Annotated in this window: 25 protein-coding genes; 14 read left to right on the forward strand and 11 right to left on the reverse strand. The window is 57.6% G+C overall.

All coding sequences use genetic code 11. The features are described from left to right. Positions 1 to 3: 3 nt before the first annotated feature. Positions 4 to 1,326, reverse strand: a complete 1,323-nt coding sequence (locus QQL78_RS06400; protein WP_284371726.1) for an HlyC/CorC family transporter — start codon at positions 1,324 to 1,326, stop codon at positions 4 to 6. Positions 1,327 to 1,413: 87 nt separating this feature from the next. Here QQL78_RS06400 and QQL78_RS06405 point away from each other — a divergent pair, with 87 nt between their 5' ends. Further along, a complete protein-coding gene (locus tag QQL78_RS06405; protein WP_284371728.1) occupies positions 1,414 to 2,241 on the forward strand; it encodes a metallophosphoesterase family protein in 828 nt (275 codons plus the stop codon). Here QQL78_RS06405 and QQL78_RS06410 read toward each other — a convergent pair. From QQL78_RS06410 to QQL78_RS06420, 3 genes are read right to left on the reverse strand one after another with little or no spacing between them, the layout of a single operon-like run. Continuing rightward, positions 2,178 to 3,152: a site-specific tyrosine recombinase XerD gene (locus tag QQL78_RS06410; RefSeq protein WP_284371730.1), complete on the reverse strand. Its 975-nt coding sequence runs from the start codon at positions 3,150 to 3,152 to the stop codon at positions 2,178 to 2,180. The genes QQL78_RS06405 and QQL78_RS06410 overlap by 64 nt on opposite strands. 3 nt (positions 3,153 to 3,155) lie before the next feature. After that, on the reverse strand, positions 3,156 to 4,685 hold the full coding sequence (locus tag QQL78_RS06415) for a hypothetical protein (RefSeq protein ID WP_284371732.1): 1,530 nt from the start codon (positions 4,683 to 4,685) through the stop codon (positions 3,156 to 3,158). A 57-nt stretch (positions 4,686 to 4,742) separates the two neighbouring features. After that, the gene (locus tag QQL78_RS06420; RefSeq protein ID WP_284371734.1) at positions 4,743 to 4,892 is read right to left on the reverse strand and encodes a hypothetical protein; all 150 of its coding nucleotides are present in this window, start codon (positions 4,890 to 4,892) and stop codon (positions 4,743 to 4,745) included. An 80-nt stretch (positions 4,893 to 4,972) separates the two neighbouring features. On the opposite strand from QQL78_RS06420, the gene QQL78_RS06425 reads away from it, so the two are divergent. Together QQL78_RS06425 and aroB are read left to right on the forward strand one after the other, a co-directional pair. Continuing rightward, the gene (locus QQL78_RS06425; protein WP_284371736.1) at positions 4,973 to 5,569 is read left to right on the forward strand and encodes a shikimate kinase; all 597 of its coding nucleotides are present in this window, start codon (positions 4,973 to 4,975) and stop codon (positions 5,567 to 5,569) included. Beyond that, a complete protein-coding gene (aroB, locus tag QQL78_RS06430) occupies positions 5,562 to 6,674 on the forward strand; it encodes a 3-dehydroquinate synthase (RefSeq protein ID WP_284371737.1) in 1,113 nt (370 codons plus the stop codon). The genes QQL78_RS06425 and aroB overlap by 8 nt, the downstream gene beginning before the upstream one ends. A gap of 22 nt (positions 6,675 to 6,696) precedes the next feature. Here the strand turns inward: aroB and QQL78_RS06435 are convergent, their stop codons facing one another. Then, a complete protein-coding gene (locus QQL78_RS06435) occupies positions 6,697 to 7,131 on the reverse strand; it encodes a GNAT family N-acetyltransferase (RefSeq protein WP_284371740.1) in 435 nt (144 codons plus the stop codon). Continuing rightward, entirely contained in the window at positions 7,131 to 7,655 is a 525-nt protein-coding gene (locus tag QQL78_RS06440) for a single-stranded DNA-binding protein (RefSeq protein WP_284371742.1), read from the reverse strand. Before QQL78_RS06440 ends, QQL78_RS06435 begins: the two co-directional genes overlap by 1 nt. 229 nt (positions 7,656 to 7,884) lie before the next feature. On the opposite strand from QQL78_RS06440, the gene QQL78_RS06445 reads away from it, so the two are divergent. Both QQL78_RS06445 and QQL78_RS06450 read left to right on the forward strand, forming a co-directional pair. Continuing rightward, complete coding sequence (locus QQL78_RS06445) at positions 7,885 to 8,463, forward strand: lytic transglycosylase domain-containing protein (RefSeq protein ID WP_284375470.1); 579 nt, start codon at positions 7,885 to 7,887, stop codon at positions 8,461 to 8,463. A gap of 142 nt (positions 8,464 to 8,605) precedes the next feature. Beyond that, positions 8,606 to 9,130, forward strand: a complete 525-nt coding sequence (locus QQL78_RS06450; RefSeq protein WP_284371745.1) for a hypothetical protein — start codon at positions 8,606 to 8,608, stop codon at positions 9,128 to 9,130. A 55-nt stretch (positions 9,131 to 9,185) separates the two neighbouring features. On the opposite strand, the gene QQL78_RS06455 is transcribed toward QQL78_RS06450, so the two are convergent. The 5 genes from QQL78_RS06455 to miaA form a co-directional block, all read right to left on the reverse strand. Then, the gene (locus QQL78_RS06455) at positions 9,186 to 11,276 is read right to left on the reverse strand and encodes a dipeptide ABC transporter ATP-binding protein (protein WP_284371747.1); all 2,091 of its coding nucleotides are present in this window, start codon (positions 11,274 to 11,276) and stop codon (positions 9,186 to 9,188) included. Between the two features lie 93 nt (positions 11,277 to 11,369). Further along, positions 11,370 to 12,827, reverse strand: a complete 1,458-nt coding sequence (locus QQL78_RS06460; protein ID WP_284371749.1) for an ABC transporter permease — start codon at positions 12,825 to 12,827, stop codon at positions 11,370 to 11,372. Positions 12,828 to 12,841: 14 nt separating this feature from the next. Beyond that, on the reverse strand, positions 12,842 to 13,927 hold the full coding sequence (locus tag QQL78_RS06465) for an ABC transporter permease (protein ID WP_284371751.1): 1,086 nt from the start codon (positions 13,925 to 13,927) through the stop codon (positions 12,842 to 12,844). A gap of 302 nt (positions 13,928 to 14,229) precedes the next feature. Beyond that, a complete protein-coding gene (locus QQL78_RS06470; protein WP_284371752.1) occupies positions 14,230 to 15,033 on the reverse strand; it encodes a helix-turn-helix transcriptional regulator in 804 nt (267 codons plus the stop codon). 74 nt (positions 15,034 to 15,107) lie between these two features. Further along, complete coding sequence (miaA, locus tag QQL78_RS06475; RefSeq protein WP_284371754.1) at positions 15,108 to 15,992, reverse strand: tRNA (adenosine(37)-N6)-dimethylallyltransferase MiaA; 885 nt, start codon at positions 15,990 to 15,992, stop codon at positions 15,108 to 15,110. A gap of 94 nt (positions 15,993 to 16,086) precedes the next feature. On the opposite strand from miaA, the gene pyrH reads away from it, so the two are divergent. The 9 genes from pyrH to QQL78_RS06520 all read left to right on the forward strand — a co-directional run bounded on the left by pyrH (position 16,087) and on the right by QQL78_RS06520 (position 25,032). Next, positions 16,087 to 16,815, forward strand: a complete 729-nt coding sequence (gene pyrH / locus QQL78_RS06480) for a UMP kinase (protein ID WP_284371756.1) — start codon at positions 16,087 to 16,089, stop codon at positions 16,813 to 16,815. A gap of 109 nt (positions 16,816 to 16,924) precedes the next feature. After that, complete coding sequence (gene frr / locus QQL78_RS06485; RefSeq protein WP_284371758.1) at positions 16,925 to 17,488, forward strand: ribosome recycling factor; 564 nt, start codon at positions 16,925 to 16,927, stop codon at positions 17,486 to 17,488. A gap of 104 nt (positions 17,489 to 17,592) precedes the next feature. Next, positions 17,593 to 18,333 carry a polyprenyl diphosphate synthase gene (uppS, locus tag QQL78_RS06490; RefSeq protein WP_284371760.1) on the forward strand — a complete coding sequence of 247 codons (741 nt, stop codon included), beginning with the start codon at positions 17,593 to 17,595 and terminating at the stop codon, positions 18,331 to 18,333. 9 nt (positions 18,334 to 18,342) lie between these two features. Further along, positions 18,343 to 19,137 carry a phosphatidate cytidylyltransferase gene (locus QQL78_RS06495; RefSeq protein WP_284371761.1) on the forward strand — a complete coding sequence of 265 codons (795 nt, stop codon included), beginning with the start codon at positions 18,343 to 18,345 and terminating at the stop codon, positions 19,135 to 19,137. A 3-nt stretch (positions 19,138 to 19,140) separates the two neighbouring features. Then, positions 19,141 to 20,313 (forward strand): 1-deoxy-D-xylulose-5-phosphate reductoisomerase, encoded by a 1,173-nt coding sequence (gene dxr / locus QQL78_RS06500; protein WP_284371762.1) that lies wholly within the window; start codon positions 19,141 to 19,143, stop codon positions 20,311 to 20,313. A 4-nt stretch (positions 20,314 to 20,317) separates the two neighbouring features. Then, positions 20,318 to 21,664 carry an RIP metalloprotease RseP gene (rseP, locus tag QQL78_RS06505; protein WP_284371765.1) on the forward strand — a complete coding sequence of 449 codons (1,347 nt, stop codon included), beginning with the start codon at positions 20,318 to 20,320 and terminating at the stop codon, positions 21,662 to 21,664. Positions 21,665 to 21,821: 157 nt separating this feature from the next. Further along, on the forward strand, positions 21,822 to 21,947 hold the full coding sequence (locus QQL78_RS06510) for a hypothetical protein (RefSeq protein WP_284371767.1): 126 nt from the start codon (positions 21,822 to 21,824) through the stop codon (positions 21,945 to 21,947). A 142-nt stretch (positions 21,948 to 22,089) separates the two neighbouring features. Next, a complete protein-coding gene (bamA, locus tag QQL78_RS06515; protein WP_284371769.1) occupies positions 22,090 to 24,447 on the forward strand; it encodes an outer membrane protein assembly factor BamA in 2,358 nt (785 codons plus the stop codon). Between the two features lie 3 nt (positions 24,448 to 24,450). After that, positions 24,451 to 25,032, forward strand: coding sequence for an OmpH/Skp family outer membrane protein (locus QQL78_RS06520; RefSeq protein ID WP_284371771.1), 582 nt, complete (start codon positions 24,451 to 24,453; stop codon positions 25,030 to 25,032). Positions 25,033 to 25,077: the final 45 nt, after the last annotated feature.

Consider the following 25,077-nt stretch of genomic DNA (forward strand, 5'->3'; position numbering starts at 1 on the left):
GCGTCAAAGTGGCCTGATTTTCAATTGAGTAATCCGGTTCCCGTCCCGCGATGTCACTTCAAAGCGGAAGCCGTGAAAGCTGAAGACCTGACCGGCTGTGGGGATCATCTGCGCCTCATGGATCACCAGCCCGGCCAGCGTATTGGCCTCATCATCTGGCAGCGACCAATCGGTGGCACGGTTCAGATCGCGGATCGTCATTGCGCCATCGACATAATAGTTGCCATCTTCACCGGGAGAGAGCTGATGGTCGGCGTCCGGGTCAAATTCATCGGTGATTTCACCAACAATCTCTTCCAGAATATCTTCGAGGGTGATCAGCCCCTGAAGCGAGCCATATTCATCCACCACCAGCGCAAAATGGGTGCGGCGGCGCAGGAACTGGCGCATCTGTTCATCAAGTGTCGAAGTATCGGGCACAAAATAGGGTTTCATCGCCACAGAGGAGACATCGAATTTCTTGAGCGCAGAGGCATCTCCGTCAGGGCCGCCGATCAGTTTATACATGGCGCGCAACAGGTCTTTGGCGTGGATCACCCCGATGATGTTTTCAGGGTCGTCGCGAAACACCGGCAGGCGGGTGTGGTTAGATTGCAGGCATTGATCCAGAATATCGGACGGGTCCGCATCTGCGTCGATCATTTCGATGCCGGACCGGTGCAGCATGATTTCTTCCACGGCGCGTTCGGCCAGATCCAGCGCCCCCAGGATGCGGTCACGGTCTTCCTTTTCCACCACCCCTTCGGAGTGGCCCAGTTGCAGCGCCCCGACAATTTCTTCGCGCACCGCCAGAATGTTGCTGTCAGGGTCAACGGTCACGCCCATCAGCTGTAGAATTCCACGCACCAGCAGGCGCACCGCCGTCACGATGGGGGAAAAGATCCGCACAACAATTGAAATCGGCCCAGAGACCAGCGCCGCAGCACGTTCCGAATTGGTGATCGCATAGGTTTTCGGCAGCACCTCGGCAAAGACCAGAACCAGAAGCGTCATTGCTAGCGTTGCATAGGCCACGCCGCTTTCGCCGAACAGACCAAGAAACAGGGTGGTTGCCAGCGAGGTCGCAAGGATGTTCACAAGGTTGTTGCCCAACAGAACAGAGCCGATCAGCCGCTCATTGTCCTCGGTGATCTTGAGCGCGCGTTCGGCCCCTTTTGATCCCCGGTCGGCTTGTGTGCGCAGCTTCCCGCGCGAAGCGGCGGTCAATGCGGTTTCAGAGCCCGAGAAAAAGCCTGACAGGATCAACAGAAGAAAGATGATGCTGGTACTGAACCAGAATGCCCCATCAATAAACGTAGTGTCGACGAGCGCGGAGGAGGGTTCCATTCGGGAAGATGTCCATGTGATAATGTCTAATGGTGTTATGGGGCCGCAGGGCGTTGCATTCAAGGGCACCATTCAGGGGAGGGGCACATGAGGGGTATCAGGCATCTGGATTTGGGAGCTCTTGAGGGGCCCGTGCTGGTTTTTGGCGGGCCTTATTCCAACGCGCAGGCAATGGCGGCTTTGATCCGGGTGGCGCAGGCGCGTGGGATACCTGCGGCACAGATGATCTGCAGCGGCGATGTGGTGGCCTATTGCGGCGCACCGGCGCGCACGGTGGCGCAGATCCGCGCCCTTGGCTGTGCGGTGGTGGCGGGCAATTGCGAAATCCAGCTGGGCAGCGATGCGCCCGATTGCGGCTGCGGATTCGAGGATGGCAGCGCCTGTGATCTGCTGAGTGCCGGCTGGTACGGTTTTGCGGCGGACATTCTGGAGGAGGCAGACAAGGCGTGGATGGCGAGCCTGCCGGATGTGGTCAGTTTTCGCCATCAGGGCGCGCGATATGCGGTGATCCATGGTGGTATGACAGATGTGGCGCGGTTCATCTGGCCTTCCAGCAGCACAGAGGTCTTTGCACAGGAATGGGCAGCGGTAGAACGGGCGGTTGGTCCGGTGGATCATATCATTGCGGGCCATGCCGGGGTGCCTTTTGTCAAATTCATACCACGGGGGCGCTGGATCAATGCGGGCGTCATTGGGATGCCTGCCCATGACGGGCAACAGGGCACACGGTTTGCGATCTTGGAAGATGGCGAGGTATGGATCGAAAACCTGCCCTATGACGCGCAGGGCGCTGCCGAGGATATGACGCGGGCCGGATTGCCGCAGGGGTATCGCGACGGGCTTCTCAGCGGTTATTGGCCGTCCGAAGATGTCTTGCCGGAAAGCTTGCGTGTGACGCCTTCGGCCAGAGGGTGACGTTCCAGCACCAGTTCAGACAGCCGTTCTTCCAGCACATGGGTATAGATTTCGGTGGTCGCGATATCAGCATGCCCCAGCATTGTCTGGATTGCCCGCAGATCGGCCCCATTGGCCAGCAGATGGGTTGCGAAGGCATGGCGCAGCGTATGCGGTGTGACTTTGGCCGGATCAACACCGGCGGCAACGGCAAACTCCTTTATCAACAGATAAAACCGGTGCCGCGTCAGATAACCGGACTTGCCCCGTGACGGGAACAAGAATCGCGAGGCGGGTTTGCGTTTCAGCCGGTTTTCCTCGTCCTGCTGATCACGGTCCTCGAGCCATGCGGCAAGTGCGACGCGGGCAGGCGGGGAGAGGGGCACCATCCGTTCCTTACCGCCTTTGCCCATGATCAACAGCAACCTTGGGTCCCCCCGAGTAGCGGATATCGGCAGGCCGACCAGCTCTGTGACCCGCATGCCCGTGGCATAGAGCAGCTCCATCAGGCAGGTGTTGCGCAAACGATCACGCGCGCTGCGCCCCGAGGCGCGGGCGGCGTCCAGCAGGCGATCAACCTCCTCTTCGGTCAGGATCTTGGGCAGGCGTTTTTCCTGTCCGGGGCCGGAAATCTGGATTGCGGGATTGTCCTGGCGCAATCCTTCCTCAAAGGCAAAGCGGTAGAGCTGTTTGATGGCGGAAAGGCGCCGTGCGCGGGTAGATTTGGCCAACCCCTGCGCGTCGCAATAGATCAGGTAACTTTCCACATCATCGCGGCTGGCAGAGGTGAAATCCAGCAATTTGCGGGCCAGAAACGTGTCAAAATCCTTGAGGTCCCGACCATAGGCCAGCTGGGTATTTGTCGCAGCCCCCAGTTCGGCGGCCTGCGCTTCAAGAAAAATGGAAATCCAGTGAAACGTGTCACTCTGCATCGGCTATTGGTCCAACAGCAGGGTTTGAAGCGCGGCGCGGCGGGCGGTGTCTTCAAGGCCCAATGCCCGCAGCGTGGCAAGCGCGTCGCGCAAGGCCTTGTCATTGCCCCGTGTCCCAGTGTGCAACAGGGTCAAAACCTCCAGAATGCTTTCGCCCAGCCGGCCCTGTTTCACCATGGCCACCAGATCAGCACGGGGTGCAGCACCGGAAAAAGCATCATATACCGCACCTTGCATGATTTCGGCAGGACGTCCGGGTTTTGTTTCTCCCAATGCAATCTGGGTGGCAAGATCGGCACTTTCGCTACCGGCAGCCGCGGTCTCATATGCGGGGGAGAGCAACAGGATCTCATAGGCTGTTCGCGCGGCTTTGCCCTCCAGAGTGACCTGCGCCAGCTGATCTGCAAAAAGTTCGGCAAATGTAACCGCAAGCCCCGCATTGCGCATCTCGCGCCAAGCGGTCGGCAGGGTCTTGCCAACCGCATCTGCACTGCCGGAGGCCAGCGCGGTTTCAAAACGTTGCAAGGCCCGTACGCGGTCCCAGACACCACCAGAGGCTGCCGCCTTGCGGTCCGAATAGAGGCCCAGCAAACGGTTGTCGGGCAGGGCACCGGCGCGGGTCAGCCGCTCTGCTGCCTCCAGCTGGGCCTTCCAGCCCGCCAGATCACGCAGATCTGCCACCGCATAAGCGCGCGGCAGTTTGGCGGTATTCACCGGCTCGCCAATGGTTTCAAACATACGGAACGTCAGCGGGTCCATATTGCGCGAGACCGGCAGAGGCGCGGCATTGTCAAACCCTTCCGGGTCCAGAAACCGGTCCAGCAGGGCCAATTGATCATCGGGCAGCAGAGCCAGCGCCTTGGCTGTGCCAAAGGTCAGCGCCGCATTTTCCCACTGCTGCGCACGGGCATCACAGAAGATCCGGGTGCCGTAGTTCTGTGTCAGATGCGGGGCGGCGGCCAAGCGGTCACAGGCGCGGTCTTCAGTGCCGGTCAGCAGGCTGATCTGCATCCAGAGATCGAAATGCGCCGGTGAGGTGGCGACCCCGGCCTGTTCAATCAGCGCCTGCGCCGGATCCAGCGCCCCGCGCTGCATCAGTTTTTCCGCACGCGCAAGCGCCAGCGCATCACCTGCTGCGGAATTGCCGCCCGGTGCCTGCGCCTCGCTGAGCAATACAGTATAAAGCAAAGACTGCGCCGCCGGCAAAGCCAGATCCGGCAGCCCGGCAATCTTGGTCTCCAGTTTGCGCAGATCGCTGCCCCGCCACAGATCGGCAGGCAGGCCGGTGACCTTTGGCGGCACCAACCCGATTTCGCGCGCACTGCCAAGGGTCAGGGGCTGAACAGCAACAGTCGGGGCAAGGGCGGTTTTTGCCACCGCAGGTTCGTCGATCGGGCGTTTGCCCGCAGGCCGTCCGGTGTTTTTCTGCTGTACAACGGGGCGTGCAACTTCGGGCGGGGATTGTGTGTCCAGCCAGTCAATGACGGACAAAGGCCCCTGTGACTGGGCCGCCAGCGGGGCAGCTGCCAGCAAGGTGACCGCTCCCGAAAATATTCGATATCGCCAAGGTTTTGCGCAGGTTTGCCCCACCTAATCGGCCCCCAACGTCACGGGCTGGCGGATTTCCACCTGTGCGGGTGCAAACTCCGCCCCGAAAAACGGTCCCAGATAGGCAAAGCCGACAAGCGCTGCAAACCCCAAAACAAGTAGGAAGATCAGCAGCTTAATTAGTTTGCCCATATGTTACGCCTGTTTTTTTACGCCTGAGTTATGCAATCTATATATGGCCTTTTCGGCAAGATCACGTCATTCAGATAAAAATGAGCGGAATTGAGCAAACGATGGCCGATGACGGTAGGGCACCCGCCCGATACACCCTGAAGAAGACGGTTGTCCTTGTCGGGATGATGGGGGCTGGCAAGACGGCTGTGGGGCGTGCGGTGGCGGCCAAGCTGGGCGCACCGTTTCTGGACAGCGATGCCGAGATCGAAGCGGCGGCCAATCTGAGTGTACCTGAAATCTTCACCCGCGACGGCGAAGCATTTTTCCGCAAACGTGAATCAGAAGTGATTGCCCGGTTGCTGGACACTGCCCGTTGTATCCTGTCAACTGGCGGCGGTGCCTTTCTGGCGCAGGGCAACCGCGAGGTGATTTCGCAACGCGGCGTGTCGGTCTGGCTGAATGCTGAACTGGATCTGCTGTGGAATCGCGTCCGTCACAAGGATACCCGCCCCTTGCTGCGCACCCGTGATCCCAAGGCAACCCTGACTGCGCTATATGAAGCACGGGTGCCACTATATAGTCAGGCCGATATTGCGGTGCCCTGTGATCCGGCCCTCAGCATTGATGCCATGGCCATTCGCGTGATTGAAGCTCTGGCCGACCGGCCCGATGTATTGGAGCCTATTGATGGTTGAAACCGTCCATGTTGACCTGCCGGGCCGCGCCTATGACGTGGTGATCGGGCCTGACCTGCTGGCGCAGGCGGGAAGCTATATTGCGCCCATTCTGCACCGTCCCAAAGTAACCGTCATTACCGATAAGACAGTCGGCGCCTTGCATCTGGCCGCTTTGGAGGCGGGGTTGGCCACCGCAGGGATCACGCTGCAAGCGCTGAGCCTGCCACCCGGGGAGGCGACCAAAAGCTGGTCACAGTTGGAACATTGCGTGGATTGGCTGCTGTCCCAGAAGGTGGAGCGCAACGATGTCGTGATTGCTTTTGGCGGTGGGGTGATCGGGGATCTGGTGGGGTTTGCCGCCGCGATTCTGCGCCGCGGTGTGCGGTTTGTGCAAATTCCGACCTCTTTGCTGGCGCAGGTTGACAGTTCGGTTGGCGGCAAGACCGGGATCAATGCGACACAGGGCAAGAACCTGATCGGTGCCTTTCACCAACCCAGCCTCGTCTTGGCGGATACCGCCGTATTGGGCACGCTGAGCGCGCGTGATTTTCTGGCCGGTTACGGCGAGGTGGTGAAATACGGCATGCTGGGTGATGCGGCCTTTTTTGACTGGCTTGAAAAGAACGCCCCGGCCATGGCCGCAGGCGACATGGATGCAAGGATCAGGGCGGTGCGCCGTTCGGTGGAAATGAAAGCCGACATCGTGGCACGTGACGAGACAGAGCAGGGGGATCGCGCCCTGTTGAACCTTGGCCATACCTTCTGTCATGCGCTGGAAACCGCAACGGGCTATTCGGATCGCTTGTTACATGGTGAAGGTGTGGCGATTGGCTGTGCCCTGGCGTTTGAACTGTCTGCGCGTCTGGGGCTCTGTGCACAGGAAACCCCAAGCCGCGTGCGCGCCCATTTGCGTAACATGGGCATGAAAACCGACATTTCCGATATTGATGGCGATTTGCCCGACGCCGAAGGGCTGCTGGCGCTGATGGGGCAGGATAAGAAAGTTGTGGATGGCCAGTTGCGTTTCATTCTGGCCCGTGGGATCGGGCAGGCCTTTGTGACCTCGGATGTACCGCGCGATGTGGTCCTGGACGTCTTGCGAGACGCTTTGCGGGACCGGTGAGCTGCGGGAGATGTGTCAGCGCTTAGTCGCGCCGCATCACCATTGCAAACTTGTCCTTGGATGAAAAACCAAGGGATTCGTAAAACCCTGTCGCACCACGGCCCTGACCAGTCATCAACATGATTTTATAGGCATTTGCCGCCCAGGCCGCATCAATTGCGCCCTGCATCACCTGCCGGCCAAATCCGCGCTGCTGGTGGCTTGCCCGTGTCACAACATTTTCAATCAAACCATAGGGCCGCCCGTTCCATAGCACATTGGGCAGCAGATGCAGCGTGACCATGGCCGCCAGATCTGCCCCGGCAAATACCCCCAAGACCTGCGTGCCGGGATGATCCAGCACCACGGAAAAACCCGCCGTGCTTTCTGCAGGCGGGCCAACCGTAAGTTCATTGTAGAGGACCAGGGCCTGATCCGCATCCGAAGGTTTCAGAAGTCGGAAGGCCCCATTGCCCATCAGAACGGGATTTCGTCGTCCAGATCCCGCGAGGATCCACCGCCGCCGCCACCTTGTGAGGGGCCGCTGTCATAGCCACCACCGCCACCTTGGCCGCTGTCATACCCGCCGCCGTAGTCGCCGCCGCCACCTTGGCCACCACCATAACCGCCGCCACCGCCGCTGCCGCCATCACGCCCGTCCAGCATGGTCAACGTACCGCCAAAGCCCTGTAACACCACTTCGGTGGAGTATCTGTCAGCGCCGGACTGGTCCTGCCATTTGCGGGTCTGCAACTGACCTTCGATGTAAACCTTCGAGCCTTTTTTCAGATATTGCTCTGCGATCCGCACCAGCCCTTCCTGAAAGATCGCTACAGAATGCCATTCGGTTTTCTCACGGCGTTCGCCGGTGTTGCGGTCTTTCCATGTTTCAGATGTCGCAATCCGCAGGTTGCACACTTTGCCGCCATTCTGGAACGAGCGCACTTCGGGATCCCGCCCCAGATTGCCGATCAAGATCACTTTATTTACTGAGCCAGCCATTTTTTCCCTCGTCCGTCTGTAAGTAGAGCTTTGCGAATCCGCCAAGCCGTATGGTTCGGGGTGTTATATCCGCCCATCCGGCGCCGGACCATGGGTTTATGCAGATTAGGACAGGTTGCACCCCGCTGATGGGACAATCTAACACTGGCGGCAGACCCTATATCTGGTATAAGCAGCGCGAGGAAACGGGCACGGGTGTCTTACAATGCGGAATTCGGGTGTTTTGGCGATGATTGCATCGCTTTGTATCACGCTGGCCTGCGGGTCTGTTCAGGCCGAGGTGCTTTCTTCCAAAAGCCGCACATCCCTGTTTAAGTCGCAATCCAAACTGCTCGATAACCGCGCCTCTAAACAATATTCTGCTTCGGTCCGGCTGAAACCCCCGACAGTGACGACACCAACCAAATGGGATGTCGCAGCACTGCCGAAATACCGCGGAAAATATAAAGGTAAGTTCCTGAATATGGCCAAGGCGGCAGCCTCGCGTCACGGTGTGCCGGTGGATCTGTTCCTGCGGCTGGTGCAGCAGGAAAGCAACTGGAACCCCGCAGCCATCAGCCATGCCGGGGCCATTGGTCTGGCGCAGCTGATGCCGGGCACGGCGCGGACCCTGCGGGTGGACCCAACCGATCCCAAACAGAATCTTGAAGGCGGCGCACGGTATCTCAAACAGCAGTACAAGACCTTCGGCAGCTGGAAACTGGCACTGGCCGCTTACAATGCTGGCCCTGGTGCTGTGCGCAAACATGGTGGTGTGCCACCTTATAAGGAAACCCGCAATTACGTGCGGATTATCGGCGGCAACTGACCAGCGCGCCCGGAATTAAAAGCGATACTGTAAACACAGGTCCAAAGATTCTTTGGAACCTTTTGTCATACCCCCCTGTTATCCCGTCAGACCGCCCCGCAGAACATATGCACCGGCGGACAAACGAGTAAGGAATATACAGATGTTTGTTATGATGAAAAAATTGACCCTCGCTACAACCGTAAGCGTTATGGCCCTCACGGGTGCTGCACTTGCCGCCGATGTGGATGGTGTATCAGAGATCCGCGTGTCTACGTCCTATGACGCCGCACAGGACTCCAACGCAGCAGAGTACTTCCCTGAAATCGCGACCGATGTGCAGGTTGCCATCGCCAAGCTGATCCCAAGCAGCGACAATGCCGCTGACCCGATCATCCGCGTGGATCTGCGTAAGGTTGCGCTGGACGGCGACACCATGCTTCCCGATTCAAAGGAATTCAACCAGCTGGAAGGTGTCGTCTCGATTGACACAAATACCGGCGAAGGCGGGCAGAGCTTTAAGGTGAATATTCTGGCCGTGACTGACCTGACTGCAGTTCCCGAAGGTTATGTAGGCATTTCACCCTCGATGGATGATTTCTACACGGCCATGGTCGACGGTTTTGCGCTGAACGTTGCACAGCAGTATGGCACCGTGAACGATGCCGGTGCCAAGATCTCTAACTAATTGATCTCACAGCACAGATCACGGCGCGGCCCCTTTACGCAAGGGGCCGCGTTTTCTATTCCGCAGCCACACCCACTTCGATCACCGGTTCCATCTCTGCCAGCTTTTGTTCTGACAGGTGGCATTTCAACTGATGCCCCTCTGCGACCATGCGGATTGGGGGTACTTCGGTTTCGCACAGCCCGCCGGGCACTTCGGATTTCCAGCGACACCGCGTCTGGAAGGGGCATCCGGGGGGCGGGTTCATCGCCGAAGGAATATCGCCTTCCAGCACGATATGCTTTTTCTTCACGCTGGTGTCGGCAATCGGCACCGCTGACAACAGTGCCTCCGTATAGGGGTGATAGGGAGGAGAAAACACTTGATCCGTTGACCCCAGTTCAACCACATGGCCCAGATACATCACCATCACACGGTCGCTGAGGTAACGCACGATCGATAGATCATGGCTGATGAACAGCAATGTGGTTTTCTGCTCGCGCTGGATTTCCATCAATAGATCGGTCACCGCCGCCTGCACCGACACATCCAGCGCCGAGACCGGTTCATCCGCCACTACGATCCGTGCATCCCCGGCAAAGGCGCGGGCAATGCCAACGCGCTGTTTCTGCCCACCGGACAGCTGGCGCGGCATGCGGGTGGCAAATTCACGGGGCAGTTTCACCAGATCCAGCAGTTCCAGCATGCGCTGCCAACGTTCCTTTTCATTCCGGCCGATTTTGAAAATCTCAAGGGCGCGGACGATCTGGCGACCTACGGTCATGGACGGGTTCAAAGTGTCAAACGGGTTCTGGAACACCATTTGCACGTCCGCCACATTCTGTGTGCTGCGCTCTTCAATCGCCACATCACCGATGTTGTGGCCATCCAGCAGGATCTGCCCGTCCGTCGCTGTTTCCAATCCCATCAGCACCTTGGCAAAGGTGGATTTCCCGCAGCCGGATTCCCCCACAATCGCCAGGGTCTCGCTTTCACGGGCTTCGAAACTCAGCTCCTCATTGGCTTTGACCACCTTGGTGCTACCGCCGCCAAACATCGCATTGGCTGCCACCTCGTAATATTTTTTCAGCTTGTCGATTTTCAGAACCACATCACCGACGGCGCCTTTGGTTTTCACATCCGCCAGTTCCAGCGGCGCGTTCCAGTCGATTTCATCAAACTTCAGACAGCGCGTATGGTGCCGGTCATTCCCTTGGATCGGTTGCATCGGGATTGCCGTTTGATCACACCGCCCCGCCTCGAAATAATCGCAGCGCGGGCCAAAGTTACAGCCCGGCGGACGTTCGTGGGGCAGGGGGAAATTGCCCGGAATCGCCACCAGGGGGCGCGCGTTTTTATCTGCGCCGGGCAGGGGGATCGAGCGGAACAGCGCCTGCGTGTATGGATGCTGCATCTCGTCGAACACATCTTCGATTGATCCACGCTCCACCGCTTCACCGGAATACATCACACAAATCCGGTCGCAGGTTTCCAGAACAAGCCCAAGGTTGTGCGAAATGAACAGCATCGACGTGCCGTATTTCTTGCCCAGATCCTTGACCAGTTCCACCACAGCCGCCTCAACCGTAACATCCAGCGCGGTTGTCGGCTCATCCAGAATCAACAGTGACGGTTCCGACATCAAAGCCATGGCAATGACGATGCGCTGCTGCTGCCCGCCGGAAAGCTGATGTGGAAAGGCATTCAGAATGCGTTTGGGGTCGGGCAGTTTCACATCCGTGACGACCTGCAAGGCGCGGTCATAGGCATCTTTTTCGTTCATGCCGGCATGGATCATCGGCACTTCCATCAACTGCTTGCCGATCTTCATTGCCGGGTTCAGCGAGGCCATCGGCTCCTGATAGATCATCGCAATCTCGGAGCCGCGAATATCGCGCAGCTCGTCATCGGACATTTCGCCAAGGTCGCGCCCCTTGAACTTGATCGAGCCCCCGACGATGCGCCCGTTCTTGCCCAGATCCTGCATCACGCCCAAGGCAACCGTGGATTTGCCGCAGCCGGATTCGCCAACCAGCCCCAGCGCCTCGCCCGGCATCACGGAGGCCGAGAAATCCATCACCGCCGGGATTTCTCTCAGCCGCGTAAAGAATGAAATCGACAGCTTATCAATCTCAAGGATCGGCCCGTCATATGCTTCTTTAACCATCGTCTACTCCCTTTCGGCAAGGCCGCAACCGGGTGCGTTTCATCTTGCCTGTAAATTCCGGGGTCCGGGGCAGAGCCCCGGCATGCCCCGACATCAGTCGCGCAGTGACTCCTCACGCAGACCGTCCGCCAGCAGGTTCAATCCCAGAACCAGACTCAACAGTGACAGCGCCGGTGCAATCGCCGCATGTGGATATAACGCCAGCAAGCGCCGTCCCGCGTTGATCGTTGATCCCCAATCAGGGCTTTCGCTTTCCAGCCCCAACCCGAAGAACCCCAAGGTTCCCAAAAGGATCGTGGTATAGCCGATGCGCAGGCAGAAATCGACAATCAGCGGGCCACGGGCATTGGGCAAAATCTCCCACAGCATGATATACCATGGCCCTTCGCCGCGGGTCTGTGCCGCCGCCACATAGTCGCGTGTCTTGATGTCCAGCGCGAGGCCACGCACGATGCGAAACACCGTGGGCGAATTCACAAAAACCACCGCGACAAAAACCACCAAAACCCCGTCGTCGATATCAAAGCCATCCAGAAAACTTGGCAGACCCCAGATCTTATCCGGCACCGCATAGCCATCGGTCGAGATCAACGACAGGTAGAGCCAGCCCAATACCCCCAGCACACCAATCAGCAACGGCGTGCGCAGGGAGGGTTGGGTGTAGAACCGTGAATTCAGCAGGATCGCAACAAAGATCAGCGGAAAGACAAAGAGGAAGATCGCCATATAATTGGGAATGCCGGTCAATACGATCTCAGGTGTCACCAGCAGGTAGAACAGCAAGATCACAGGGAAGGCGAGGATCAGGTTGGCCAGAAAGGACAGTAACGTGTCCAGTTTACCGCCGTAATACCCTGCAGGCAGCCCCAGTGTGATCCCGACCATAAAGGCAAAAATTGTCGCCATTGGCGCAATCTGCACCACCACCCAGGACCCTTTGATCAACCGGCTGAACACATCGCGTGCCAGATTGTCGCCACCCAGCAAAAACCACTGGTAGTCGCCTTCCTCAGCCCCGCGCAGCGGTGTGCCCGGCAGTTTGTTTTTCATACCGGAAACCTGGCTCAGGCTGTCATGGGTCACCAGCATGTCAAACACGCCCCCCATGACCCCGGTGAATACCCAGAACATCACAATGCCGAAACCGATCATCCCCACGGTGCTGTCAAACAGCTTGCCGTAAAGCCCCAGTTTCCGCTTGTAGAAGATGGAGACCGCAAAGGTTGCGATCAGCGCAATCCAGACCGGCAGGAACTGCCGTGACATCGCGCCGAAAATTCCCGCACCCGGCCCCATGATCACACCGGCAATCAGATAGACGAGCACCAGCGCAATTGTGCCAAGGAACAGATAGCCGGTGATCATGTTCAAAAAACCCGACGCCCCCTTATCTGCGGCCAGAGTGCCATCCGCACTGACCGCGCGGCTGCCGGATGACGGCACCAGTGAGGCAAGTGTCGAAACAACGATGGACAGGAACAACAACCCGACCACGAAGTAGAAAATATAGTTGAGCCCCGAAAGTGAGCCCGTCCATGTCAAAGGTTCCATGTGCGTGCCCTCCCTTAAGAAATGCGAATGCGGGGATTAAGGTAAACGTAACCGATATCGGAAATCAGCTGTGTCACCAGAACAACGGCAACAGAGACAACCGACACCGCCAATAGCAACTCAATGTCATTATTGCCCGCCGCCTGAACCAACAGCCAGCCAAACCCCTTGTAGTTAAACAGGGTTTCAACAATCACCACGCCGTTCAGCAGCCATGGGATTTGCAACATGATCACAGTAAACGGCGCGATCAGCGCGTTGCGCAGTGCGTGTTTCAGGACGATATCCGAAAACTTCACCCCTTTCAGCCGCGCGGTGCGGATATATTGCGCGGTCATCACCTCCGCCATAGAGGCCCTTGTCATGCGCGCGATATACCCCATGCCATAAAGTGAAATGGTCAGCACCGGTAAGAAGAAGTTCCAAAAGTTGGCGTCTTTCATTGCCGAAGTGGCAGATCCCAGAAACAGGGTTTTGCCGTCTATCCAGCCCAGATCGGCCAAGATCGGTGAAAGGCCAAACTTCGACGAGGCCAGCAGCGCGATAAAAATCACCCCGGACACATATTCAGGTGTGGCCGTTGTCGCGATGGAGAAGGTCGAGAGCGACCGGTCCAGCTTTGATCCTTCGCGCATGCCCGCCAGCACCCCGACGATCAGCGCAGAGGGCACCATCAACAGCAACACGCACAGCATCAGCTTGCCGGTGAGGGCCAATCGTGTAGCTACCGTCGCGCCAACCTCTTCCTTAAAGACCGTTGAATACCCCCAGTCCCCCTGGATCACACCGCAACGGGTGCGGCGGTCCGCTTCGGGGGTATCCGCGTCAAAACAGCGGCCAAATGTTGTGCCGTCGTCTTTTTCGGTCACCCAACCGGGCATTACACCCAGCCATTGACCAAATTTGACGGGCAGGGGCTGTAAGTACCCCCGATCGCCCAAATACGAGGTTACAGCCTCGTCCGACATGCGAAAGTTGCCTTGGGTCTTCGCGAGCTTTTCAAGATTCGGATAAAGATTGGTCAGCCAGAACACGATGAAGGTCAGGCAGAGTGCCGTCAGCAACATCACGCCCAGCCGGCGCAAGATGAAAATTCCCATGTAGTGCCCCTGTTGGTGGCCAGACAGGGTTATCCCCGTCCGTATTATGCTGCCTTATGGCTGGCTATTGATTTAGAAAGCCCGAAAGCTCCCTTGTCAGGATCGATGCTGGTGTCGGAGGTCCCCATTTCCCGAATACTGCCACATTCCCGCTTTTTTGCCGGTGTTTCAGCTGCATCTTCTATCCCCTACAGGTCTATCAGGCACAGGTTGACGGCCAAGGTCAATGTCTGCGACCGCCGGATTTTGGGAATTTTGCGACATTTTCATTTGTCAAAAACGACATATGCCAAGGAATGGTTTTACGGGACCCGCTCTGCCTTGCTGCGTAGGCTGCTTGGTGACTGGCCGGTATGCTGTTGCATGAAGCGGGTGAAATAGGCGGCTGAACCAAAGCCAAGAAATGCAGCGATCTGCTTGGCGGGGTGGGAGGTTTCCGCCAACAACAGGCGGGCGTCATGCAAGACGCGTTCGCTTAACAATCCGGCTGCAGTTTTACCTGTGGCAGATTTAACGGCGCGGGTCAGATGGGTTGGGGTTACCTCAAGTGCCTTTGCGTAGTCAGCCATTGGCGCACCTGAGCGATAGCGTTGTGAGACCAATGCACAAAATCGCGCGCTCAGCCGTTGCGCCGCGTTTGGGCGTTCTGGCGCATGGGCAAGGTCCAGCATCTGGCGGCGCAGCCAGACCGACATCAAGGTGGCATGACCTTCCAGCGCATCCTCGCGCAGGGGACGTGTTCCCTGATCTTCGCGCAGGCCTGCTTCGATCAGGCTGGTCAGCTCTGACTGGGCCTGCACCTCGCGGATGCGCAGATGGCGGGGGATTTCAGGCAGGCGCAAATCGGTTGCGGCGGGGACCAGTACAACATGGCCTATGCTTTGGCGGCCCATATCCATGGCAAAGAGGGAACCCGCAGGTACAAATAACGCATTGTGCGCCCCGATGCCGCGTCTTATGCCGTCCAGCAGAACCCGCCCCTGTCCTCGGGTGATCCAGACCAAGACATGGTAATCCTGATCATGTGCCAACTGCCGCCGCCACGCGCCCCCCTGATTGAACAGGGCCAAAGTCTGAAACTGGATGGCGCTTGGCGAAAACTGCATGGGGTATTGCATAAACACAATTCAGAAGCAGGTAAATCCAGTATTTTTGTGGGAAAAGATCGCTTAACTGTAAGTTATTCTGGTGACAGCTTGCGCCAGTCAGACATCTTATTGCGCATCCAAGTGCGTTGTCGTTTGGCAAAGCGGCGTGTGGCAATGACCGCCTGTTCGCGTGCTTGGTCCAAGGTGATCTGCCCCTCCAGATATGCCATCAATTCGGGCACACCGATGGCGCGATGAGCGGGCAGGGACGGGTTATAGGTCGGACGCACAGCCTCTGCCTCTGCCAGTGCCCCGTCTTCCAGCATCAGATCGAAACGTTTGGCGATCCGGGCATTCAACCATTCCTTATCGACATCAAAAACAAAGGGATGACAGGCCTCCAACGGCAAGGCGGCAGGGCCGGTGTTGTCCTGCCATGCCGCAAGCCCCTTGCCCGTTGCCGTCACGACCTCCCAAGCCCGCTGCGCTCTTGCGCGGTTCTGGGTATCAATCCGCGTCAGGGTTTGCGCATCAAGGCCAGCAAGCAGGTCGGCAAGGGGCAGATCATCCCCGCGGGCCCGTATCTCGGCCGGGGTTTGCGGGATCTCGGCCAGCCCTTTGGTCAGTGCGGTAAAATACAGCCCGGTGCCCCCGGTGATGATCAAACGTTCACCCTGTGCCAAAAGTGCCGTAACCTCGCGCAACCAATGCCCTGTCGAATAGGCATCCTGCGCCGCGATATGACCGTATAGCGCGTGAGGGGCCTGTGATTCCTCATCCGCGCTGGGCCGCGCGGTGATTACCCGCCAGCAGTCATATACCTGCGACGCATCGGCGTTCACGACGATTCCGCCCTGTTTCTCGGCGATCTCCAAGGCCAGTGCGGATTTGCCGCTGGCAGTCGGCCCTGCGATCAAAACGTGTTTTTCCGGAGAAATCTCGCGGGTCGCGGCAGAAAGAACGGCGGATAGGTGCATTTCTTGGCCAACCCCTGTCAGTGCGCATTGAAACTGTCCTCTATTTGGGACAGTTTGCGCAAAATTGAAACACCTCTCCCGAAAGGTTCCCCCAATGACCGCAGCCCCCTCTGAAGCGAGTTTTGACCGTGTGATGCTGAAAATCTCAGGGGAGGCGCTGATGGGAGATCAGGGTTTCGGCCTGCATCCCCCGACGGTAGAGCGGATCGCGCGCGAAGTGCAAAGTGTGCATCAACTGGGTGTTGAAATCTGCATGGTGATCGGTGGCGGTAACATCTTTCGCGGCCTGCAGGGAAGCGCACAGGGGATGGAGCGGACCACAGCGGATTACATGGGCATGCTGGCCACGGTGATGAACGCCCTGGCGATGCAATCCGCTCTTGAGGGGCTGGGCATCCACACCCGTGTGATTTCCGCGATTACCATGAATGAAGTCGCCGAACCCTATATCCGCCGTCGCGCCGTGCGCCATCTTGAGAAAAAGCGGGTCTGCATCTTTGCTGCCGGCACCGGCAACCCCTATTTCACCACAGATACCGCCGCGACCCTGCGCGCCAATGAGATGTCCTGTAGCGCGATTTTCAAAGGCACCAAGGTGGATGGGGTATATGACAAGGATCCGGCGAAATTCGCCGATGCCAAACGTTATGATACGGTCAGCTATGACGATGTGCTGCAAAAACGTCTGGGTGTCATGGATGCCTCAGCCATTGCACTGGCGCGGGACAACAACCTGCCGATCATTGTGTTCTCGCTGGATGAGCCAGGTGGTTTCCGCGGTATTCTGGCCGGTGAGGGCACCTATACGCGGGTGCAGGGCTAGCTGCGGCACCTCTTAAGGCATCTGGTGTTTCTGATGCCGATTTTCTATACCGTTAACCAAGCCTAAATACCGCGTCGATAAACGCATCAAGACCACGGGGACCGACCATATGTCAGACGATTTTATGCTGGACACAGACGACCTTGAGCGCCGGATGAAAGGGGCCATCGCGTCGCTGAGGACTGAATTTGCATCTTTGCGCACGGGCCGCGCCTCTGCCTCTATGCTGGAGCCGGTGATGGTGGATGCCTATGGCTCCATGACGCCGATCAATCAGGTAGGAACCGTCAACGTGCCGGAACCACGCATGGTTACGATCAATGTCTGGGACAAGGGTCTTGTTGGTAAGGTCGAAAAGGCAATCCGCGAAAGTGGTCTGGGGATCAACCCGCAGCTGAACGGCACCATCATCATGTTGCCAATTCCCGAATTGAACGAAGAGCGGCGCACGCAATTGACCAAGGTTGCCGGATCTTACGCCGAGAATGCCCGCGTTTCGATGCGCAATATCCGGCGCGATGGTATGGACCAGATCAAAAAGGCCAAGGCCGATGGCATGTCCGAGGACGACCAGAAAATCTGGGAAACCGAAATGCAGGACCTGACCGACAAGTTCACCAAGATGGTTGATGAACAGCTTGAAATCAAACAAGCCGAGATCATGCAGGTTTAAGCCTGATATCACGGGAACCTTCCCAGGGAGGTTTTGCATAAGACTGATAGCACAGCCCCGAAAAGGCGTGTGAAACCGCCTTTTTAACGGAGCCGAGCACAACTATGACCGATACTTCTGATGCATCAGACGAGAAGGTCGAAGGCTGTCCGCGCCATGTGGCGATTATCATGGATGGCAATGGGCGTTGGGCAACACAGCGCGGCAGGCCGCGCCTGTTTGGACACCACGCCGGTGCCCGCAGGGTGCGCGAGATTGTGCAGGCCTGTCCCGATTTCGGGGTTAAGTATCTGACAATCTTTGCATTCTCCACCGAGAACTGGAAACGCACGCAGGTGGAAGTTGCCGGGTTGATGAGCCTGTTTCGCCGGTACATCAGTAAGGAAACCCGCCATCTGAGCGAACAGGGAGTGCGGGTGCGGTTTATCGGTGACCGGTTGCGGCTGGATAACAAGCTGATCCAGCTGATGAATGATCTGGAAGAAGCCACCGCCCATAATGACAAGGTCAACCTGACCATTGCAATCAACTATGGTGGCCGCGACGAGGTGGCCCGCGCCACTCAGCGTCTTGCCCAAGACGTTGCAGCAGGGCGGCTTGATCCTGACAGTGTGGATGAAGAAACGCTGCCAAGGTATTTGGATACTTACGTTTTACCTGATCCAGACCTTGTGATCCGCACCAGTGGCGAAGCGCGGATTTCCAACTTTTTGCTGTGGCAATCGGCCTATGCGGAATATGAATTTATCGACACGCTCTGGCCTGATTTCAGTCGGGAAGAATTTGGTGCATTATGTGCCTCCTATGGCGGACGCGACCGCCGGTTCGGTGCGGTCAAGACATGAGCGGTGACAATGGCTAATTCTGTGAAAAACTGGACTGATCTGAAAGCCCGTGTCGGGGCAGGGATCGCCATGATTGTGATTGGATTGATCGGGATCGCATTTGGCGGGCATCTGTTTCACCTCCTTGTCGGGATGATCTGTGGATTGATGGTTTGGGAACTGGTCGGGATGCTGCGCCCGGGGGTTTTGCATCTACAGCTGCAATTGGGGGTGCTGACCGGGGTTACTGTATTCATCGCGCCCTATCTGCCTGTTTGGTTGGCTTTGCTGCTCTTTGTTATTCTGGTCGCTTTTGGAGTCAGTCAGTTTCGCGTGAACCGCCGGATCTACGCGGCCTTTGCGGGGATGATCCTCTTGGCGGGGCTGTCCTTGATGCATCTGCGTGATTTCTATGGTTTCGGCTGGGAAATGTGGTTGGTGCTGGTTGTTGTTGTTACGGATGTCGCCGGTTACTTCGCGGGCCGAATGATTGGCGGCCCGAAGTTCTGGCCGGCCGTCAGCCCAAAGAAAACCTGGTCCGGTACGGTTGCGGGCTGGATCGGCGCGGCGATTGTGGGGCTGCTGTTTTCGATCAATACCGGCGTTGGTATCCAGCTGGTGGTGATTTCTGTATTGATCGCAATGGCTTCTCAAATGGGGGATGTTGCGGAATCGGCCCTGAAACGTAAGATGGGAGTCAAGGACAGCTCCAATCTGATCCCCGGCCATGGTGGCCTGATGGACCGATTTGACGGTATGCTGGGCGCGGCGCTTTTCCTTTTGCTGGCCAGTCCGTTTCTTGGCCTGCCTACAGGTTTCAACTGATCCATGCGACGCGTAAGCGTTTTAGGTGCCACCGGTTCCATCGGGCAGAATACGCTTGATCTGATCGCGCGCGCGCCAGAGGATTACGATGTTGTTGCCCTGACCGGGGCCAGCAATATCGCACAGCTGGCAAAAGATGCCATTGCATTAAAGGCTGACATTGCTGTTACCGCTGATGACCACCGGCTGGAGGATCTGCGCGCGGCCCTTGGCGGCTCCGGCGTGGCGGCGGGGGCGGGGGCGGCAGCAGTTGCCGAGGCAGCAGCGCGCCCTGCGGATTGGACCATGTCGGCAATTGTCGGGGCGGCGGGGCTTGCACCGGGCATGGCGGCGCTGGCGCAGGGAGGCACGCTGGCACTGGCGAATAAGGAATCGCTGGTCTGTGCAGGCCCTCTGGTGATGGAGACCGCCCGCCAACATGGCACCCGCATCCTGCCGGTGGATTCAGAGCATTCAGCGATTTTTCAGGCCCTTATCGGTGAAGAGATGGCGGCGGTTGAACGCATTATCATCACGGCCAGCGGCGGCGCGTTTCGTGATTGGCCGCTGGAACGGTTGGCGGAGGCGACGCTGGATCAAGCCTCAAGCCATCCCAATTGGGACATGGGCCAACGGATCACCATCGACAGCGCATCCATGTTTAACAAGGCCATGGAGGTCATTGAAACACATGAGTTTTTTGGAGTTGATCCGTTAGGTATTGAGGTCATTGTCCACCCGCAATCCATGGTGCATGCGCTGGTCGGTTTCAAAGATGGTGCGCTGATGGCACATGTGGGCCCCGCCGACATGCGCCATGCGATTGGATTTGCCCTGCATCATCCAGATCGCCAACATCTCCCGGTAGAGCGGCTGGATCTGGCAGCCATTGGCCGTTTTGACTTTAGCACGCCGGACGAACGGCGGTGGCCCGCCCTGCGCCTTGCCCGCGAAACCATGCAGTCGGGCGGCATGATGGGGGCAGTGTTTAATGCGGCCAAGGAAACCGCGTTAGATGGGTTCATTGCAGGGCAGATCACCTTTGTGCAGATGGCCGATGTGGTCGAGGATACATTAACCGGGTTTGATGCGTCAGCTGGCCTTATTGCTGACACCATGACCCTTGATAACGTGCTGCAAATAGACCATTTGGCACGTAAGGCGGCACGGGACGCCATTCATAAAAGAGCAGGGTAGAACTTTGGATATTCTTGGGCTGATACCGCAATTTGGCGGGCTGATCTGGACTTTATTGGCGTTTGTCATCGCGCTTTCGGTGATTGTCGCAATCCATGAATACGGCCATTACATTGTCGGGCGTTGGTGCGGGATCAAGGCGGATGTTTTTTCGCTGGGGTTTGGTCCGGTGCTGTGGTCCGGCATGGATAAACGCGGCACCAAGTGGCAGATCGCCGCTTTGCCCTTTGGCGGCTACGTGAAATTTGCAGGTGATGCCAATGCGGCCTCCGGCAAGGATGAAGCGGCCATGGCTGCTGTGGCTGACAACCCGGAAGCGGCACGCCATACGATGCACGGCGCACCGCTTTGGGCACGCACATTAACCGTTGCCGCAGGGCCGGTGTTCAACTTTGTGATGTCGATCCTGATCTTCTTTGCCGTGGCGTTCAGCACCGGTGTTGCCCGTGATCCGCTGACCGTGGGTGAAATACGCGCTTTGCCACAAGGGGCCGCTGAACTGCAGGCCGGGGACGAGATTGTCGCCGTGCAGGGCAATACAATCCCGCAAAGTGATCCGGCCTATCGTGAATTCATTGACGGCCTGCCCAAGACACCAACGCTGTCTTATGACGTGCGCCGTGACGGGCGCGAGATCGCGGTGGAGGGGCCTTATCTGCTGCCACCTGTGATCCTGCAGGTGGTGCCGCAATCCGCCGCCATCGCCGCCGGTCTGGAGGCCGGCGATGTGATTACAGGCATCGACGGCACGCCGATCTATGCTTTTGATGAATTGAAATCGGCGGTTGAAAGCTCTGACGGGGCGGCCTTGGCCCTGACCGTCTGGCGCAACGGAGAAACCCTTGATTTCACCATGACGCCAAAAGTCGTGGACGAACCACAGGCGGACGGGTCGTTCAAACGGGCCTTGCGCATTGGCATCGCAGGCGGCATGGCGTTTGAAGCGGCCACAGATACCCCAAGCGTGGGTGCGGCCCTGTCCGGCGGGGTGCAGAATACCTGGCGCATCATCACCGGATCCCTGTCTGGTTTGCGCGAAATGATTGTGGGCAATATCAGCACCTGCAACCTGAGCGGGCCGGTCGGCATCGCCCAGACCTCCGGTGCGATGGCCAGCCAGGGGGCTCAGTCGTTCATCTATTTCATTGCGGTGCTCAGCACGGCTGTGGGCTTGCTGAACCTCTTCCCGATCCCGGCGCTGGATGGGGGGCACCTGATGTTTTACGCCTATGAGGCGGTGACCGGCAAACCGCCAAGCGACAAGGCGCTGAAGGTGCTGATGACAATTGGATTGAGCATGGTCCTGGCGCTGATGGTCTTTGCGCTGGGGAACGATCTGTTCTGCCCTTGAACCACTAGGGCAACTGCACCGCTGCTGCGGGCATAAAAATCACCGTTGCGGGCCAATTTGGCAGAATTTTCTGCGGCCCGCCACAATTTCGCCTTATTTCGTCAAAATCGTGCCGCAATGGTTTGCTAGATACAATTCAACGTAAAGGATTGGACAGATGCAAGCTATTCAAAGCTCTTATCGCGGCCTCAGCCTGTTGATGGCTCTCAACTGGGACCGTGTTCTCTATGTCGGGACAATTGCCCTGGCGCTGGTTGCTGGCGCATATCTGGGCAGTCTATAAGCCTCCTAACGCCCACATCATGATGTTTACACGCTGAAATGCACTGCTTGATGTAGTGCTTTTTTGCTTTTGCGGGTTTTGACAATCCCGCCCGGCTGCCGTACTCAGAAACCCAATGAAGTCTAAAGATTGGGTTGAAACCATGAGACTGAGCACGTGGGGCGCAGTGCCTTTCCATCAGGTAAAAACATCGACAATTGCTAAACTGGCACGCAGTGCTTCGGTTTGCGCATTGTTATCAGTGGCTTGGGTGGCCACTTCGGTGCCGGTACAGGCCCAGCAATATCAATTCAACTCCGTTCAGATCAATGGCAATAACCGCATCGGTGACGCCGCCATCCTGCGCAGTGCAGGAATCACTCGCGGCCAGCCCATGTCAGGCGGTCAGCTGAATGACGCCTACCAGAAGCTGCAAAACTCCGGTTTGTTTGAAAGTGTCGAGATCGAGCCACGTGGCGGCACGTTGGTGATTTCCGTGGTCGAGCTGCCGACGTTGAACCGTGTCCGCTTTGAAGGCAACAAGCGAGTCAAGGATGAAGCGCTGGCACAGTTGATCGGATCGACCGAGCGGCGTGTGTTCAACCCGTCGCAGGCCAAATCAGATGCCGCCGCCATCGCAGAGGCCTATAGTTCCGAGGGGCGGATCGCTGCCCGCGTACAGCCGCGCATCATCCGCCGTGATCAAAACCGTGTTGATCTGGTGTTTGAAATTTTTGAAGGCGACAATGTTGAGATTGAACGTCTGAGCTTTGTCGGCAACCGCAAGTACTCTGACCGTCGATTGCGCCGTGTTCTTGGCACCAAACAAGCTGGTTTTTTCCGCCGTCTGGTGAAACGCGATACCTTCCGCGAAGGGCAGGTTGACGTTGATAAACAGCTGTTGCGCGATTTCTATCTGTCCCGTGGCTATGTCGACATGCGCACCACGGCGGTGAACGGTGAGTTGACTGAAGAGCGCGACGGCTTTTTCGTGTCTTACAACATCACCGAGGGCCAGCAGTTCAAATTTGGCGAAGTGTCGGTGGTGTCCCAGATGCCAAATGTCGATGCGGATACTTACCGCAATATCGTGAAAGTGCGCCCCGGGGTGATCTATTCGCCAACCCTTGTCGAAGCAGACATTGCCCGTCTTGAACGGCAGGCCATTCGTGATGGCGTCGATTTCATGCGGGTTGAACCGCAGATCAACCGCAACGACCGCGACCTGACGCTGGATGTGACCTATGTGATCAGCCGCGGACAGCGCGTTTTCGTAGAACGGATCGATATTGAGGGTAACACAACGACGCTGGACCGGGTGATCCGACGTCAGTTTGACAGTGTTGAAGGGGACCCGTTCAACCCACGTGAGATCCGTCAGGCGGCGGAACGTATCCGCGCGCTGAACTACTTCGAGACTGCCGAGGTCAACGCCCGTGAGGGATCCAGCGGCGAACAGGTTGTTGTCGATGTGGATGTGGTTGAAAAGCCAACCGGTTCTTTGAACTTTGGTGGGTCTTTCTCGAACAACGACGGGGTCGGAGTCGCGGTCAGCTTTGCGGAAGAGAACTTCCTTGGGCGTGGGCAGAAACTGTCTCTGTCGATTTCGACAGCGGAAGATGCAACGCGTTATGGCATCAACTTTGTCGAGCCGGCGCTTTTGGGCCGGGATTTGGCCTTTGGTCTGAACATTGACTATGCCGAGACCAATTCAAGCTTTGCCAGCTATGATACCGAGCGTTTGATTGTGCAGCCCTCCCTGTCATTCCCGGTCAGTGAAAACGGGCGGTTGTCGCTGCGCTATACTGCTGAGCAGATTGACCTATTGGCGCGCGATCCGGCGGAAAACGGGTTGACCGTCGGTGGCGATATTGCGGCTGATGCACAGATTTCTTCGGCAATCGGCTATGAATATACCTATGACACCCGGCGCAGCGGGCTGGATCCGACAGCTGGCGTATTGTTCCAGTTCAGTCAGGATTTTGCCGGTCTGGGTGGCGACAGCAAATACATCAAAACGGTTGCAAAAGTGACCGGCGAAAAACGTGTCTTCAACGAGGATGTGACCCTGCGGGCGACCCTCGAAGGGGGCGCGCTGGCGTGGCAGGAAGGTACCAACCGTGTGGTTGATCGTTTCTTGCTGGGGCCATCGATCATTCGCGGCTTTGAACCGGGCGGCATTGGTCCGCGCGACACCAGCGGCACGTCAAATGATCCACTGGGCGGTAACCTTTATGTTGCGGCGCGTTTCGAGGCGGAATTCCCGCTGGGCCTGCCAGAAGAATACGGCATTTCCGGTGGTGTTTTCTACGACGTGGCAAACCTGTGGAATCTGGATGATGTGAACCTGAACGGCGGCAATGTTCAGGGCGAGGCCGGATCATTCCGCCATGTGGTGGGCGTGTCCCTGTTCTGGACAACCCCTGTTGGTCCGTTGCAATTCAACTTCTCCAAAGCGCTCAAGAGCGAGGATTTTGACGAAGAGCAATCTTTCGAGATCACGCTGCGCACCCAGTTCTAGGGGATGCAGGGCGGCACGCGATCCGCTGTTTTTGCGCTGGCTCTGATCGGGCTGGCGCAAACTGTTTTCGGGTCTGCCGCTTTCGCGCAGCAGGCCCGTTCCGACACCACTTTAAACCGCGGCAGCATTGTCAGCCCGATTCTGACAATCGACTCTGACCGTCTGTTTCTGGACAGTGATTTTGGCAAAAGGGTCGTCGCCGAAGTAGAGGCGAAGGGTACGGAACTGGCCAGCGAGAACCGCAAGATCGAGGCAGACCTTGAGGCCGAGGAAAAACGCCTGACCTCCGTTCGTGCGACCATGACCCCCGAAGAATTTCGCACCCTTGCCAATGAGTTTGACGAAAAGGTCCAACAGACCCGTCAGGTACAGGCGACCAAGGGACGTGCGCTGAACGCGCTGCTGGATCAGGAACGCGCGGTGTTTGAACGTGCGGCGGGGCCGGTGCTGGAACGTCTGATGCGCAGTGCCGAAGCGGCAGTGATCCTTGATCTGCGGTCGGTTTTTGTCAGCGCCTCTGCCATCGAGATCACCGATGATGCCATTTCATTGCTGAATGAAACATTGGGCAGCGGTGCCGAGTGAGCCACGCTTGCCCGTCTGTGGTGAAGTTGATAGCTCTAGAAAACG

It is taken from the genome of Sulfitobacter pacificus (genome assembly GCF_030159975.1).
Taxonomy (GTDB): domain Bacteria; phylum Pseudomonadota; class Alphaproteobacteria; order Rhodobacterales; family Rhodobacteraceae; genus Sulfitobacter; species Sulfitobacter pacificus.